The organism is Candidatus Pantoea rara (genome assembly GCF_051136265.1).
Classification (GTDB): Bacteria; Pseudomonadota; Gammaproteobacteria; order Enterobacterales; family Enterobacteriaceae; genus Pantoea; species Pantoea rara.
In genome coordinates this window covers 1,193,593-1,207,844 of the sequence record NZ_CP194942.1, presented here as the reverse complement: position 1 = coordinate 1,207,844, position 14,252 = coordinate 1,193,593, and the positions used below count along the sequence as shown (strand labels likewise).

Below are 14,252 nucleotides of genomic sequence, written 5' to 3'. Positions count from 1 at the left end.
ATTTACTCCATTACAGTTTTATCTGCGCCATCATCCGATGACGCCAGGGGATTGCCCGGTATCTGACAGGCGTCGGCCTGCGGAACCAGACTGATTTCGACACGACGGTTAAGTGCGCGCCCTTCCGGGGTGTCGTTCGTTGCGACCGGGCGGCTTTCGCCATAGCCCTGCACCGCAAAACAGCTTTCCGGCACATCGCCGGTGTCACGCATCCAGTTACGTACCGCTTCGGCACGCCTCAGGGAGAGCGTCTGATTCAGTTGAGGGTTGCCGGTGTTATCGGTGTGGCCACTGACCACAATCAGCCAGCCCGGTTTGGCCTTAATGCCGACCAGGGAGGTCACCAGCATTTTGGTGGAGCCCGATTTCAGTTCAGATTTACCGGAATCGAACAGCGACATGCTGTCGAGACGAACGATTTTCGGAACCGGTTTGGGTTTCGGCTGCGGTTTGGGCGGCGGCGGCGGGGGCACATACGAGCGGATCGCTTCCAGCACCGGCATGCGCAGATGCCCGCCCTGATACAGACCCAGACTCATGTTCAGTGGTTCACCGTTACGCGACCAGTTATCCAGCAGTGCGCCGTCCTGACGCAGCACCTTCACGGCCTCTGCTTTCGGGCCGTAATCATCCATCGAAATGTGGTCATAGTGGGTGATGTCAAAGCTTACTCGCTGCAGCAACTGGTGATTATTCCAGCCACTGCTGAGCAGTGCCGCCATCGCCGCCAGGGTGAACATCCCGAGAGCACAACGCAGCGTCCTGCACCGCGGTGTCAGCCCCTGGCCTTCTGGCAGCAGCGGCAGAACAAAGTCAGGGAACAGTGACATCACCGTGCTGTCGGTGCCAACGGGCTGCCATCCGGCGACGTGTTGCATCGCGGTGTGGCGGGATAATGATGCTGTCCAGAGGGATGAGGCCAGGCTGCCAGCCAGAATGGGCCCAATTCCCCACAGCACGGCGGTCGGGGCAATGGCCGGGATATCCGGATTTTCATCCATGAAGACCGCTTTAACGTGATGGTGGAACCAGCTCATCAGGCTGTTCATCAGTACCTGTTGCTGCATCGCCATCGCCCCGCCGGTGGTGACCCAGCTGGCAATCGAGCAGGGCGCTGACGATCCTCGCCAGACGCTGCCCCCTTCGCCAGGTATTGCCGCCTGCCAGAGCATGTCGTTCATCATGACGCTGCCTGCCTGACCGTTCAGAACCAGTGGCACGGAATGACCACTCTTCTTACGCAGCTGGCTGATTTGCCAGCGCAAAGCCAGCAGACGACTGGTCAGAGCTTCACGGTCTGCGTGCTTCTGAGGGCAAACGCTGACCATTACCGACAGCTGCCGCCCCCAGTCCGGACGAAGCCATAACAGCTGACGCGCCACCTGCTCCAGGTCCTGATGGTCTTCAACCCGGATCCAGCACCCCTGGGTGACGGTCAGAACCTGAGACGGCTGTGACCAGGCCTGAGGCAGATCGCCGCAGACCAGCACCACCGGCTGGCGGTAAGTGGCGTCAGGCAGGTCATTCAGATTCAGAGTATCGCCCTGCTTCTGGCGACGGCTTGCCACAAACCAGCACGCCACGATGCCCCCCAGCGTCCCCAGCAGAAGCAGGATCGAGACCGGCTGTGACACCGGGAGAAACCCAAGGCACACCACGGCGCTCAGCAGAGCAGCCCACAATGCCAGTCCGCGCTGTTGTGCAGGACTCATTTCACCGCTCCCGGCAACAGGGCTTTCAGGGTCTGGTCAAGCCAGCAGTCCAGCCCCCACCAGAGCACCGTCACAACGAGCAGACTCAGGCCGATACGCGCCGGCCAGGAGGCCAGCCAGCCCCCCATGCCCCGTCCGGCACGACTTTCTGCCAGTACCGGGGGGGGCTGCGGATAGCTGAAGGGGGCGACGTGCTCACTGAGCGCACTGACGAGGGACTGCCGCGCCGGATCGTTCAGAGAGCGGTAGTTGCCGAGGAACCCCAGCATCATCACCCGCTGAAAACAGGTCAGTACAGCCGCATCGGGGGCGGGTTCACGCAGGACATCATGCATCCGGTCACAGAGCGTATCGCCAGCATCCATGGTGCCCAGGAAATGCCCCTGCAGCGGAATGTTGTACCACTGCACGCAGGCGTCATCCTCCACGCCCCGACCTTTCACCGCCTCATCGAGCAGGGCACACTGCGCGGCAAGAATGTGCTGACAGCCCGCCTCGTCCAGCTCACGCGCTTTCAGCTCTTGCCGGACCCGCTCCACATCGGCAATACAGCGCTCCCACAGGACCTGCCCCTCACCATCCTGAAACGTCGGGCCGTGGCGCAGACTGATGACCTGCAGCCAGGTATCCTGCAGCAGCTCATCAATATCGATGGACGCGGCCGCGCCGCGTTTGCACTCATTCATGTTCTCAGTACCGCAAAGAGTTCAAGTTCAGGCTCGCCGAGCATCCCCGGGACATAAAACATGCAACTGCCGCTTTGCAACATCTCGGTGGCCAGTGGGTGTGTCACATCAAGGTTGAAATACTGATTTTCCAGGCGCAGCGGAATGGCGGCCGGCACATGACGCAGTGGCGTCAGCGGCACCCCCACGCGGGAGGAGTTGACGATACTGCGAACGTGATCGGGACTGCCGACCTTGCACTGGCGCGGGAACTGCTCCTGCAGCTGTGCCACCGACATCGGCGAACGAACGGAGAGGTAATAATCGGCGCCTTCGCGCAGACGCGGATCGTGCAGACGGGCCTGCCAGAAATGCAGACGCGGATCGTAATCCAGTTCAATGGAAACCACCCGCGACGGCAGACTGGCTTCCAGCAGATCGCCCAGCAAATCAAACAGCGGCGGGAAGACGTTATTCAGCTGCTCATGCTGCCAGGCCGGAATGGCACTGACCTGGTGCTCCAGTGAGAAGGTCAGCAGGCTGCCCGCGAGCCTTGCCAGCTCTGGATACAGACGCTCAGGCGGACTTTGCGGGTGACGCTGGAACTGCCCCAGTACCGGCTCAGCACTGTTCAGCGCATTGAGCAACCAGAACAGGGACACATCGGCCACGGCAAAATCGGCCATCCGCTCATTGCTTTCACGGCGCATGGCCATCAGACGAGTCAGACGCGCACGCAGTTGCGTCATCAGTTGGTCCAGTTGGGTGACCAGCCAGCGGCTGCCCTGCAGCGCTAACAGAGGAGGAAGAAAGGCCTCATCGGGTGCCCAGTTACCCTGCGAGTTCTGCTGCAGACGCGCAACCGGACAGGTCAGGTAATCGCTGTTGTTCTGATGGGCAAAGCGCAGAGTCAGTTCAGGCTGAATGACCGCAATCTGGCGAGTATCTTCACCAAAGCGGTTGCGGACATCCCGCCAGCGCTGGCGGAAACGTACCGGGCGTTCAGCCACTTCATCAGGCTTCAGGCAGTTGCCACCATTGGCCCGCAGCAGCGGCAGGGCGAGGACCACCGTCACGGCCTGCGACTCGCTCTCAAGCGACAGCACCGGTGGCAGGTCGTCCGCATTATCCGTATCGATAAGCGTCCCGTCAGGGAAGCGGATATGCAGATGACGGGCCTGCAGACAACCCAGCTTCAGTGCATCCGGCTCAAACGTGGCCTCGATCATTCCCCAGGGCTGGGCAAGACCCAGCCGGGCGATACATTCCACAGACCAGGCCGCATACGCGGCCTGTTGCTGGAAGTGCTGGGGAGAGACCATCTGGCCTCTGCCCCATAACGGTTGTTCCGTTTTCATGGGCTTCCTGCCTTACTTAGGATTTCGCCTTCGGCATCTGGGAAACCAGTGATAGGTTGACGTCCATCCCTTCCACCTGGAAGTGCGGTACCGCATACAGCTTCACACGGAAGAAGCCCGGGTTATCTTCGATATCTTCCACCACCACTTTGGCATCGCGCAGCGGGTGAGACGCCTGCAGCTCGTCGCCCGGATCGGTCATTTCCGTCACCAGACTACGCACCCAGGTGTTGAGCTCGAGCTCCAGCAAACGGCGGTCCTTGGTGGTGCCGATGTTTTCACGCTGAATCAGCTTCAGGTAGTGAGCAATGCGTGACAGCAGGAAGATGTAAGGCAGACGGGCATTGATGCGGCTGTTGGCTGTGGCATCCGCGGTGTCATATAGGGCTGGTTTCTGGGTCGAGTTCGCCGAGAAGAAGCACGCATAGTCACGGTTCTTGTAGTAGGAGAGCGGAATGAAGCCGAGATTGGCAAACTCAAACTCACGGGTTTCAGGGATCATCACTTCAGATGGGATCTTGACCTGATTGCCGGTGCCCAGATCGTACAGATGAATAGGCAGATCCTGAACGGCACCACCGGCCTGCGGGCCACGGATTTGCACACACCAGCCGTTATTAATAAAACTGCGAACCATGTTGGATGCAAAGGCAAATGAGGCGTTGGTCCAGAGGTATTTGTCGTGATCCGGGCCTTTCACTTCTTCCACGTAATTGAAGCTGCGCACCGGCACGGTATCCGGGCCATATGGCAGACGGCCCAGGACACGCGGCATCACCAGACCGATATAGCGGGAATCGTCCGTCTCGCGAAAGGACTTCCATTTGATATATTCAGCGCGGTCAAAGTAGTTACCGATATCTTTTATAGCCGCCACTTCCTCCATCGAATCCTTGAGGAAAAATTTCGGGCCTGCGGAGCCGATAAACGGCATATGCGCAGCAGCAGACACTTTAGAGATGTTGCGCAGAAGCGTTACATCCTGAGCGGAAGCATCAAATTCGTAGCCGGAAATCAGCGCGGCAATCGGCTCACCGCCAGGGGTGTCATACTCGTTAACATAGGTGTGTTTATACAATCCACTCTGGATGATTTCCGGGCAGTCTTCGAAGTCCTGACGCAGGTCTTCTTTGGACATATCCAGCAGTTCAACTTTCACGTTCTGACGGAAATCAGCTTTGTCGACCAGCGATTTCACGCCCCGCCACAGGCTCTCCACCGCCTGGAATTCTTCGCTATGCATTACCGCATCCAGCTGACGGCTAATCTGGTAGTCCAGCTCCGCGATATGATGGTCAATCAGGTTTTTGTCGAGTTTTTCAACTTTTGAGCCCGCTTTCGTCAGGCATTCCAGAAATACCTGCATCCCCGCCGTTAAACGTTCATCCGCAGTCGCATCCGACATCGCCTGCGCATCCTGCCAGATATCCAGTGCACTGAGTTCGGAGACCGGGTTCAGATTGATTTTTTTAAACAGAGACGCATAAACCCCACCAGCAGCCGGACGTTCCAGCACCACACTCTCGCCACCCGCGACATTCTCAATTTTTACAGACATCAATATCCTCCTTATTAATCCGTTAAATCATCCTGACCGTTATGGCTGTTTCGGGGCCAGAGCAGACAGTTCTGCGCGGAGTTCTGCGCTTAATGCCGGGTCGAGCAGAATTTTTTCCAGCTCTTTTCGGAAAGCCTGATTATCCAGCAGGTTAGCTTTTAAGTCGCGAAGCAGATTGCGCATGGACAGCATCGCCTTTAGCTGAGGTATTTGACGGGAGACCTGCTCCGGGGTGAAATCCTTCATGCTCCGGAAGGTCAGGCTGATGTTGTCTTCGCTGCCGTCATCAGCCAGCGTGTTTTTAACGGTCAGATTGACGTTTGGGGAATATTCGGAAAGTACTGAGTCAAAGTTATTTTTGTTCAGATTAACTTTTTTTCGCTCAGACAGAGGTGCAGACTCCTGACCATGACTGAAGTCGCCTGCCACCAGTAATTTCAGGGGGAGTTCGGTTTTTTTGCTCGCACCGCCCGTATGCAAATCAAGTTTTAAATTAATACGTGCCTTGGGTATTTCGGACTGAAAGGAAGAGTTAGACATGGCTGTCCCTGTTCTATGGAGTGATAGAAACCGCCACAGCCAGCGTCAAATGTTAAGAACGGCTACCCCTGCCATAAATCATTCCTGCTATTAAACATTCATCTCAAAACAGGCGCTGCGGGCAGAAGCGAGTACATTCCATCTACTGGCGATATGACGCGGTTCAGAAGCGTGAATCCGTAAAATTAATTTTCAGATAAACACCAATAGCGTGAGTGTAAAAATAGTGGAACAGCTAAAGGAAATGATAAGATGAAACAAAATGTAACAGAGAGGGCGTGCGAGGAGTCAGGATATAGTGATCTGATATATAAGAGTTTTCTTAAGAAGCTCGCTCGCGGGTGCATGAAATCTGGGATTTCAAGATACTTCATTCCACTGTTCAATTGAGAATTGAGCCGTAAAATGACTGACGGCTAAAAAGTGCGGTTAATGACTATTTTATAGAATTGAGTCAGAAATTGATGACGAAACTTAACCCAAAAGGGTTAAGTTTAAACATAAAAAATGTTAATTATTTTTGGTGTTATTATGCGCTTCACATAACGCCTTTTGCTGCCAGGAAGATCAGCGACTCCCCCGTCGACACGCAGAAGGCGTCATGCCATAGACCTGACGGAAACGATGGCTGAAATGCGCAGAAGAGTGGAAACCACACTGAAGAGCAATCGCGGTCAGCGTCAAATCGGGATGCGCAAGCATTGTCCTCGCGCGATCCATGCGACGACGCATCACAAACTGGTGTGGCGCTTCGCCCGTGGTGTGACGGAACATACGGGCAAAGTGAAATTCACTTAATGCCGCTTCCTGCGCCAGCACCGTCAGGGTTAAAGGCTGGTCGAGATGGGTTTCAATAAATTCCAGAACACGTCGTAATACCACCGGAGCCAGTCCGCCGCGCACCTGGGGCAATTGCCACTTTACGTCGCTGTAGTGTTGCAACAGATGGGTCAGAAGCAGTGTTGATGCGCTGCTTAATGTCAGCTGGCTGGCGGGCTGTTGCCAGTCGCTGCTCAGCAGGAAGTGCCGATAGAGCTGGGTAATACGGTCATCCGTAGAAAAGACTTTTTCATGCAAATTTAATTGCGCCGGACTGCGGTCCCAGACCTGTTCGGCCAGCTGCCGCAGCTGATTTTCACTGCAATAAAGATGAACAAAAGCGAGATCGGCACGCAGATCCCAGGTTGACTCCGTGCCAGAAGGCATCAGACAGAAGCGATCCGGTGCACCACCGTTACGCCAGCCGTGCGCAGTTTTATGCCAGGTATCGTAGCCGCCCGCCACATAAAGGCTCAGCGTGTGATGATCGCTAAGGTTGGTTACGCGATCGCCACTATTGAACCAGGCCGCCAGCTGAATGCCGCTGTGAAGGTGCACCTGATCACGCAGTTGTGCTTTGTGGCGTTGCAGCATGTCAAAGGTCTGGTAACGGCTCATCGGGGTATCAGCTCAGATAAACAGAGGGCCAGTTTACGGATTGCGCGGGACAGAGAACAGGCCACAATGGGACGGACGGCAAAAATGCGCAAGATTTTGCAAATGCTGCGCAAGCTGCTGTAAGAACCGATCGGTTTACTGGTGCAGACTCGGCGTTTTGCAGTGGAGAATCTCGCAATGAATCTTTTTTTGTATCTCTCAGTTGTCCTCATCTGGGGTACCACCTGGATTGCTATCTATGCGCAACAGTCTGCGGGCATCAATGCCGTCACCGTCGCTGTTTTCTGGCGCTTCTTGCTGGCTTCACTGGTCATGCTATTGCTGCTAAAGCTGATAAAACGGCTGCACAGGCTAACACTACAGGACCACCTCTTCTGTGTGCTGCAGGGGGGCTGCGTCTTTGGCTTCAACTTCGTTTGTTTCTATTACGCTTCTGGCTATATCAGCAGCGGGCTGGAGTCAGTGATTTTCTCAATGGCTGTGATGTACAACGCTATTAATCAATGGATATTTTTCCGTCAGCGTCCTTCTGCACGCCTGATTCCGGCGATAGCACTGGGCATGGCAGGCATTGTTGCGTTGTTCTGGCACGATCTGCGTAGTACGCAGGCCTCTGCCGGATTGATGTGGGGCATTGGATTAAGTGCGCTGGGCACGCTGGGATTTTCTTTCGGCAATATGATCAGTCAGCGGCATCAGCGTCTCCAGCGCGACGTGCTGACAACCAACAGCTACGGCATGTTATACGGTGCGCTGATGATGGCACTGGTCTCGCTGCTACAGGGTGTTTCGCTGCAGCCAGCCTGGAATACGCAGTGGATTGGGGCCTTAACGTATCTGGCCATCGTGGGATCGGTGATGGGATTCGGGGCCTATTTTACGCTGGTGGGACGTATCGGCGCCAGTCGGGCTGCCTACACAACGGTGTTGTTTCCATTGGTTGCGCTGGCACTTTCTACCCACTTTGAGGGGTATGAGTGGCATGCCAGCGCCATCCCTGGCCTTGTCATGATTTTGCTGGGCAATGTCGTGATGTTTGCCCGCTGGCCGGCAAGCTGTCGCCGGGTAATCATCTGACGCCGAAGCGGGCTGAGGCCCGCTGCCGGATGGGCGTTACGCCCACTGTTGCTGAAGGAGTTTCTGGGGTTTATTGATCGCTTTACGCGCAATCCAGTAGAGCAGAACACGCTCATCGTCACTATCACGATCGGCCATCGACAGCAGTTTTAATGCCAGCGTCGATTTGGTCACAGGCTGTTGTTCTGTACTGAGTTCAATCACCGCCTGACCGATGATGCAGCAAACTTCATCCTCACTGGTGCTGGATTCATATGTCCGGTCTTTCATATTTCCTCCTGTTAAGTGAACTCTAAGCCTGGCAAGTAATCTGGAAACCTGCTCATAGAATCGTCTGATTGAAACATTATCTTACGGCTAATTACGCTTAATTATTAAGTTGCCGCTTTGGTTACTTCTGATTCGGCGGGGCTTAACTCCCGCGATGCTATTCATACCGCCTGAATGGCATTTCATTCCCTGATCCGTTCCGTTCATGCCTTTACTGCTCACGCGCGCGAATCACTGCTTTATTCTGACCGCAGTGTCCAGATTCCCGGACGGGAGAGAAAATCATGAACCAGACTCAACAGGCTTCTTACCAGCGTTCCCGCTGGCTTACATTGTTCGGCACCGTCATTACTCAGTTCGCACTTGGGTCAGTCTACACATGGAGTTTGTTTAATGGGCAGCTGTCACAGAAGCTGGATGCCTCCATCAGCCAGGTCGCTTTTTCGTTTGGCCTGCTGAGTTTAGGTCTGGCTATCGCCTCTTCGCTGGCCGGGAAATTACAGGAACGTTTTGGTGTACGCCGCGTCACTATCGGTGCGGGTGTACTGATGGCGCTGGGTTTCTGGCTCACCGCGCACGCCAGTAACCTGATGATGCTCTATTTCAGTGCCGGACTGCTGGTGGGTCTGGCCGATGGCGCAGGTTACCTGATGACACTGTCAAACTGCGTGAAATGGTTTCCGGAACGCAAAGGGATGATCTCTGCCTGTGCGATTGGTGCATACGGTCTGGGCAGCCTGGGATTCAAATTTATCTGCGGGACGCTGCTGGCAACGGTCGGTCTGGAACAGACCTTCATGATCTGGGGCGTGCTGGCGATGTCGATGATCATCCTCGGCGCGCTGCTGATGCGCGAAGCGCCACTGCAGCAGAACGGACCGGCTACCCTGGGTCAGCAACATGTGCGGGATTACACGCTGGCGCAATCAGTGCGACTGCCGCAGTACTGGATGCTGGCGCTGATGTTCCTGACCGCCTGCATGAGTGGCCTCTATGTGATAGGCGTTGCCAAAGATATCGGCGAAGGACTGGTGCATCTCTCCACACAGACCGCTGCCAGCGCGGTAACGGTTATCGCGATTGCCAACCTGAGTGGTCGGCTGGTATTAGGTGTGCTCTCCGACAAAATGCTGCGCATCAGAGTCATCTCACTGGCGCAAATCGTGTCGCTGACTGGAATGAGCGTGCTGCTGTTTAGCCGGATGAATGAGATGACCTTCTTCCTGTCACTCGCCTGTGTGGCCTTCAGCTTTGGCGGGACCATCACAGTATTCCCGTCGCTGGTAAGTGATTTCTTTGGCCTCAATAACCTGACCAAAAACTATGGCCTGCTCTATCTCGGCTTTGGTATCGGTAGCGTACTGGGTTCGCTGGTTGCCTCACTGTTTGGTGGTTTCACCGTCACATTCAGCCTGATTATGACGCTGCTGGTCATCTCGCTGTTCCTGTCACTCACCATTCGCTTGCCGCAGAGTTCCGTCACAGCAGAACCTGTGTTGCAACGGCATTAATGTTTGCAGACAATTACCACGGGCCGCGATTAAGCGGCCCGTTTACGTTTAGCCGCGGAATCGCGGCTCTGCCATTCCCGCCACCGCCAGGTCTACGGCAAAGATATCGCCAGACTGCGGATAGCGCGCCAGCTCTTCTTCAGTGCGGTCTTCGCGTGAACTGGTGATGAACAACGTTTTAAGATCAGCACCGCCAAAAGCCACCATGGTTGGCCACTTCACTGGCAACAGGATCTCATCGACGATGTCGCTGCTTAGTGGATCGATGCGCACCACGCGTCCGCCATCAAACTGTGCTGACCAGTAAAAGCCTTCGCTATCTACAGCGGCACCATCCGGCAAGCCACCTTTCGCGTCGAAACGACGGAACAGGGTGCGTTCGCCCGGTTCGCCCTGCTCGTTCAACGGGTAGCGATAGAGTGCCTCATTCGGCGTGTCACTGTGATACATCCAGCGTTGGTCGGGGGAGAATGCCAGCCCGTTGGAAATTTTAATGTCGCGCGCCTTCACCTCCAGCTTCAGGTCAGGCGTCACACGGCACAGCAGGCCACCGTTTTTGTCCTGCGGTTCCCACAGGCTGCCGCACCAGAAGTTACCCCAGGGATCGACGCGGCCATCATTAAAGCGACTTTGCGCAGCGATACCGGGATTCTCTGCGATTTTTTTTTCCGGCTTACCCTTAGCATCCAGCAGCCAGACACCACCACGCAGTGCAGCTATCAGGCCGCCCTGCTCACGCAGACCGATACATCCCACCTCTTCCGCTTGGGGGAAGGTCTGCAACTCGCCGCTGCCCGGATCAAAACGGTGAATGGCGGGTGCCAGGATATCGACACAGTAGAGCACCTGTTCTTCGACGGACCAGAGCGGGCATTCGCCCAGTTCAGCCTGTAAAGCCAGAATATTTTTAACGTCATGCGCCATGTTTCTCTCCCATTGAACTGACATGCTAATAATGTAGTGGTAAAAACTTTTAAATGAGAATTATTTTGGCTTGATTTTGAGACTATTCTCTTTGATAGTATTTATTATTCAGTTCATTCCGATTTCTTTAATTATCTCTGCTGCAAAATTCACCACTCTGAAATATTCCGTCATATCTTCCTTAATAACTCTACAAAGCCTGCATCTTCACTCCACTTTTCCAGCGTAGTGTCACAGTCATTGGAAAAGAGGAGAAGCTTCCGATGAAGAGATTAATTAAAGTCGCTTCTGTGGTTGCACTGATGACGTTATTAAGCGGTTGTATCATCAGACCAGAACACGACAATGGCTGGCATCGCGGTGGTGGCGGCGGATATCATGGAGGTTACTATGGAGGTTATCACGATGGGTATCATGGCGGTTACCATCGCCGCTAACGGGCAAAGATGTCACACAGCATAAAATAAAAGCGTTAAAATTTAAGGGCGGGATAATTATCCCGCCCGTTTTTATATTCAGCCTTTAAGTGCGTAATTACACTGGAACCACATTTTCTGCAGTCCTGGAATATGACTTTCCTGCGCAGGCAAGGCCTCAACTTTATCAAATCCTTTCTTATTGCAGTAATTCGCCAGATCTATATCCATTGCGTCACGATTGACCTTTGCCGGATCAAAACGGTACTGCACGGTGTTTGAGTCTGGATCTTCATCAACGCGTTCAAATGCCCCGGGTTTGCTGGCAGTACAACCACTCAGCAGAATCAGCGCCATTGCGCCGGTAATCAGTTTTTTCATTTAGTTATCCTCATGTTGCCGCGCAGTTTATGACGCAGCCAGTCACGCATCCATAGGATTAATGCGCGAAAAATCAAAAATTTAGAAGCTTTTACCGATTAATGCAATACGATTAAACGGCTATCACTATCATGACGGAAGTGACAGGATGTACTCAGACCAAACGAAATGAAGACTGCACCACACCAGGAAATGCCAAAATAAGAAATCTGTTCCTCTCTCTTCCCTGCCCGCGTTTAGCGGGCTTTTTTTCGCCTGCTATTCCGCCGTCGCTCACTGGCCCGTCATTGCCACCATTCTACGTAACAGGTTAGCGGCGCGCTTGTCCGGTAATGCCAGGATGGCACTGTAGAGATCAATCGACATGGCACACAGCGATGAACGATCAACTGCCGTATCAGCAGGCATATTCAGTTGCTGCAGCCTGTCGCCCCATTTCAGATAGAGCCGTGCGACGATTTTTTGCAGATCGTCCTGGGCCTGCGTCTTATCCAGCGGCTGCTCGGGTGGAGGACTGTTCAGCAACAACTGCTCCATGGCATCCGCCTCTTTGTGATTCAGCGAAGACGGCAGTGTGGTCAGCAAATTGATGCCCCCACTCACCTGTGGATAGAGATATCGGAAGCAAAGGCCAGGGTCGATTTGGTTCAGCGCCCGCATCTCTTCTACCGAGACGCCGATATAGTTAACGACCGCAGTATCCGTTCCGCGCATCAGTCGTTGGTTAATCACCTCAATCAGCCAGCCACGTAGCTCGCCCGTCGCCTTGTCAGCCGGCTCGCCCGCGCGGATTCGATGGCTCAGCTCCTGGGTCAGCAACAGCCATAATGCCGGTTCCTGCGTCTTCAGCACCCGATAGCCTGGCATAGTTGCCAGTTGATTTACCGCCTGCTCACGCTGCGCGGTCTGTGCCTGATGCGGCGCGACCCAACTGAACCAGACCAGATTTGCCAGTATCAGTGGCAGCAGAAAGAGGATCAGCCCCTGCCACAAACGCAGTCGGGTAGTTTTGATCAGCACAATGACGATAAACGCCAGCAGCGCAAAGGCGGCCAGCGTAATGAAGAGCAGAGAATTCATGCTGCGGAATTAATCCTTACGCACATCGATCAGCACAGGACAGTAAGCACGCTCGATAACCGATGCGCTGACGGAGCCTTTTAACAGCCGATTAAAAGAAGAGAGATGGCGACGTCCCATGATAATCATGCTGGCCTTGAGCTGTTGCGACTGGGCAACGATGGTATCTGCCGCATCACCCGCCAGTATCATGCCTCGTGCATTAATTCCCGCTCGCAGTAACGGTGCCAGCGCATGACGCACGACCATTTCCGCCGTATTCTGCTCATCCTGCGCCGCCACAAAATCGGCTGGATCTTCACCCGCATCGATTTCCATCGGCTGATTACAGGAGGAGTAGGCAGGATCGACACAGCACAGCACCACCACATCGGCACGATGCGCCAGCGCTTCTTCAATGGTTAACGCAACCACCTTCTCAGCGACAGGAGAGTGGTCAATGGCCATCAGCAGGGTTTTCATCAGTTGATTATCCTTCAATCGCGGCGATTTTGCCGATTTCACGCACCAGCGCCTCTTTACACTTCAGCATCTCGTCACGAAAACGGGCTTCGTGTCGAAGAAAACGAGCAGAGGGCACCAGCAAAGAGACTGAAAAGCGACCAAACAGCGTATCCAGGGCAAACGCCATGGTAGAGATCCCTTCCAGCGTTTCACCGCGATCCACGGCAATACCGGTTTCGCGCACTTCCCTGATAAGTTGCAGCAACTGTGGCAGCGTTTTCACCGTCATATCGGTTAACTCCTGCCAGGCGTCGCCGACGATCGTTCGCACATCTTTTTCACACTCCAGCGCCAGCAACGCCCGCCCACCAGAGGTACTGTAGAGTGGCAGATTAAGTCCCATATGCGGCACCACCCGAAGTTCCCGCGATGCCACCACATGGTGAATAATCGCCAGCTGGCTGCCACTGGCGCGGGCCAGCGAGACCGTTTCATTCGTGTCGGAAGAGAGTTTTTCCAGCAGCGGACTGACCAGATCGACCACGTCGGTGTGCACGCTGGAGATCAATTTTAACAGTGCCGGCCCCAGCCGCAGTCCACCCGCCCCGCTGCTTCGCACCAGTTCGGCGCTGTCGAGCGCAGCGACAATGCGCTGCACCGTTGAACGGGGCAGTTCCACCGCCTGAGCAATCTCGCCGAGGCTCATGCCGCCCGGCTGTTCGCCCAGCGCATTAAGAATTTTTGCCGCACGGGCGATGACCTGAATGCCGCCCGTTTTTTCCTCCTCGCGGCTGGAGGGTTGATGTGCCATAGCGTCGTCCTGTTTGAGCTGCCTTACTGTAGCGCGAATGCCGCACTTTTTACAGCCTGTACCACATT

The 14,252-nt window shown here is 54.8% G+C and carries 15 protein-coding genes; 3 read left to right on the top strand and 12 right to left on the bottom strand.

The window, feature by feature from the left end:
• Positions 1-2: 2 nt before the first annotated feature.
• From ACR8BF_RS05875 to ACR8BF_RS05850, 6 genes are all read right to left on the bottom strand, one after another.
• The gene (locus ACR8BF_RS05875; RefSeq protein ID WP_434745694.1) at positions 3-1,712 is read right to left on the bottom strand and encodes an OmpA family protein; all 1,710 of its coding nucleotides are present in this window, start codon (positions 1,710-1,712) and stop codon (positions 3-5) included.
• Positions 1,709-2,398, bottom strand: a complete 690-nt coding sequence (gene tssL / locus ACR8BF_RS05870) for a type VI secretion system protein TssL, short form (protein WP_434745693.1) — start codon at positions 2,396-2,398, stop codon at positions 1,709-1,711. The genes ACR8BF_RS05875 and tssL overlap by 4 nt, the downstream gene beginning before the upstream one ends.
• The gene (tssK, locus tag ACR8BF_RS05865; protein ID WP_434745692.1) at positions 2,395-3,735 is read right to left on the bottom strand and encodes a type VI secretion system baseplate subunit TssK; all 1,341 of its coding nucleotides are present in this window, start codon (positions 3,733-3,735) and stop codon (positions 2,395-2,397) included. The genes tssL and tssK overlap by 4 nt, the downstream gene beginning before the upstream one ends.
• A gap of 16 nt (positions 3,736-3,751) precedes the next feature.
• Positions 3,752-5,293, bottom strand: a complete 1,542-nt coding sequence (gene tssC / locus ACR8BF_RS05860) for a type VI secretion system contractile sheath large subunit (RefSeq protein ID WP_434745691.1) — start codon at positions 5,291-5,293, stop codon at positions 3,752-3,754.
• 39 nt (positions 5,294-5,332) lie between these two features.
• On the bottom strand, positions 5,333-5,833 hold the full coding sequence (gene tssB / locus ACR8BF_RS05855; protein WP_179895142.1) for a type VI secretion system contractile sheath small subunit: 501 nt from the start codon (positions 5,831-5,833) through the stop codon (positions 5,333-5,335).
• Positions 5,834-6,400: 567 nt separating this feature from the next.
• Entirely contained in the window at positions 6,401-7,270 is an 870-nt protein-coding gene (locus ACR8BF_RS05850) for a helix-turn-helix domain-containing protein (protein WP_434745690.1), read from the bottom strand.
• 177 nt (positions 7,271-7,447) lie between these two features.
• On the opposite strand from ACR8BF_RS05850, the gene ACR8BF_RS05845 reads away from it, so the two are divergent.
• A complete protein-coding gene (locus ACR8BF_RS05845; protein WP_434745689.1) occupies positions 7,448-8,347 on the top strand; it encodes a DMT family transporter in 900 nt (299 codons plus the stop codon).
• 36 nt (positions 8,348-8,383) lie between these two features.
• On the opposite strand, the gene ACR8BF_RS05840 is transcribed toward ACR8BF_RS05845, so the two are convergent.
• Positions 8,384-8,617: a hypothetical protein gene (locus ACR8BF_RS05840; protein ID WP_010257893.1), complete on the bottom strand. Its 234-nt coding sequence runs from the start codon at positions 8,615-8,617 to the stop codon at positions 8,384-8,386.
• A 284-nt stretch (positions 8,618-8,901) separates the two neighbouring features.
• On the opposite strand from ACR8BF_RS05840, the gene ACR8BF_RS05835 reads away from it, so the two are divergent.
• Positions 8,902-10,128 carry an L-lactate MFS transporter gene (locus ACR8BF_RS05835; protein WP_434745688.1) on the top strand — a complete coding sequence of 409 codons (1,227 nt, stop codon included), beginning with the start codon at positions 8,902-8,904 and terminating at the stop codon, positions 10,126-10,128.
• 48 nt (positions 10,129-10,176) lie between these two features.
• Here ACR8BF_RS05835 and ACR8BF_RS05830 read toward each other — a convergent pair whose 3' ends face one another.
• Positions 10,177-11,052 (bottom strand): SMP-30/gluconolactonase/LRE family protein, encoded by an 876-nt coding sequence (locus ACR8BF_RS05830; protein ID WP_434745687.1) that lies wholly within the window; start codon positions 11,050-11,052, stop codon positions 10,177-10,179.
• A gap of 263 nt (positions 11,053-11,315) precedes the next feature.
• On the opposite strand from ACR8BF_RS05830, the gene ACR8BF_RS05825 reads away from it, so the two are divergent.
• Positions 11,316-11,489, top strand: a complete 174-nt coding sequence (locus ACR8BF_RS05825; RefSeq protein WP_179895137.1) for a hypothetical protein — start codon at positions 11,316-11,318, stop codon at positions 11,487-11,489.
• 78 nt (positions 11,490-11,567) lie between these two features.
• On the opposite strand, the gene ACR8BF_RS05820 is transcribed toward ACR8BF_RS05825, so the two are convergent.
• From ACR8BF_RS05820 to ACR8BF_RS05805, 4 genes are all read right to left on the bottom strand, one after another.
• Complete coding sequence (locus tag ACR8BF_RS05820) at positions 11,568-11,849, bottom strand: hypothetical protein (RefSeq protein WP_179895136.1); 282 nt, start codon at positions 11,847-11,849, stop codon at positions 11,568-11,570.
• Between the two features lie 273 nt (positions 11,850-12,122).
• Positions 12,123-12,929 carry a hypothetical protein gene (locus ACR8BF_RS05815; protein ID WP_179895135.1) on the bottom strand — a complete coding sequence of 269 codons (807 nt, stop codon included), beginning with the start codon at positions 12,927-12,929 and terminating at the stop codon, positions 12,123-12,125.
• A 9-nt stretch (positions 12,930-12,938) separates the two neighbouring features.
• Positions 12,939-13,391: a universal stress protein gene (locus tag ACR8BF_RS05810; RefSeq protein WP_179895134.1), complete on the bottom strand. Its 453-nt coding sequence runs from the start codon at positions 13,389-13,391 to the stop codon at positions 12,939-12,941.
• A 7-nt stretch (positions 13,392-13,398) separates the two neighbouring features.
• On the bottom strand, positions 13,399-14,184 hold the full coding sequence (locus ACR8BF_RS05805) for an IclR family transcriptional regulator (protein WP_179895133.1): 786 nt from the start codon (positions 14,182-14,184) through the stop codon (positions 13,399-13,401).
• Positions 14,185-14,252 lie beyond the last annotated feature (68 nt).

Bases quoted from the DNA above. Each gene is read 5' to 3' on its own strand.
- ACR8BF_RS05840 (WP_010257893.1), bottom strand. From the start codon at position 8,617: ATGAAAGACCGGACATATGAATCCAGCACCAGTGAGGATGAAGTTTGC.
- ACR8BF_RS05815 (WP_179895135.1), bottom strand. From the start codon at position 12,929: ATGAATTCTCTGCTCTTCATTACGCTGGCCGCCTTTGCGCTGCTGGCG.
- ACR8BF_RS05805 (WP_179895133.1), bottom strand. From the start codon at position 14,184: ATGGCACATCAACCCTCCAGCCGCGAGGAGGAAAAAACGGGCGGCATT.
- ACR8BF_RS05850 (WP_434745690.1), bottom strand. From the start codon at position 7,270: ATGAGCCGTTACCAGACCTTTGACATGCTGCAACGCCACAAAGCACAA.
- ACR8BF_RS05810 (WP_179895134.1), bottom strand. From the start codon at position 13,391: ATGAAAACCCTGCTGATGGCCATTGACCACTCTCCTGTCGCTGAGAAG.
- tssL (WP_434745693.1), bottom strand. From the start codon at position 2,398: ATGAATGAGTGCAAACGCGGCGCGGCCGCGTCCATCGATATTGATGAG.
- tssB (WP_179895142.1), bottom strand. From the start codon at position 5,833: ATGTCTAACTCTTCCTTTCAGTCCGAAATACCCAAGGCACGTATTAAT.
- tssC (WP_434745691.1), bottom strand. From the start codon at position 5,293: ATGTCTGTAAAAATTGAGAATGTCGCGGGTGGCGAGAGTGTGGTGCTG.
- ACR8BF_RS05835 (WP_434745688.1), top strand. From the start codon at position 8,902: ATGAACCAGACTCAACAGGCTTCTTACCAGCGTTCCCGCTGGCTTACA.
- ACR8BF_RS05820 (WP_179895136.1), bottom strand. From the start codon at position 11,849: ATGAAAAAACTGATTACCGGCGCAATGGCGCTGATTCTGCTGAGTGGT.
- ACR8BF_RS05875 (WP_434745694.1), bottom strand. From the start codon at position 1,712: ATGAGTCCTGCACAACAGCGCGGACTGGCATTGTGGGCTGCTCTGCTG.
- ACR8BF_RS05830 (WP_434745687.1), bottom strand. From the start codon at position 11,052: ATGGCGCATGACGTTAAAAATATTCTGGCTTTACAGGCTGAACTGGGC.
- ACR8BF_RS05845 (WP_434745689.1), top strand. From the start codon at position 7,448: ATGAATCTTTTTTTGTATCTCTCAGTTGTCCTCATCTGGGGTACCACC.
- ACR8BF_RS05825 (WP_179895137.1), top strand. From the start codon at position 11,316: ATGAAGAGATTAATTAAAGTCGCTTCTGTGGTTGCACTGATGACGTTA.
- tssK (WP_434745692.1), bottom strand. From the start codon at position 3,735: ATGAAAACGGAACAACCGTTATGGGGCAGAGGCCAGATGGTCTCTCCC.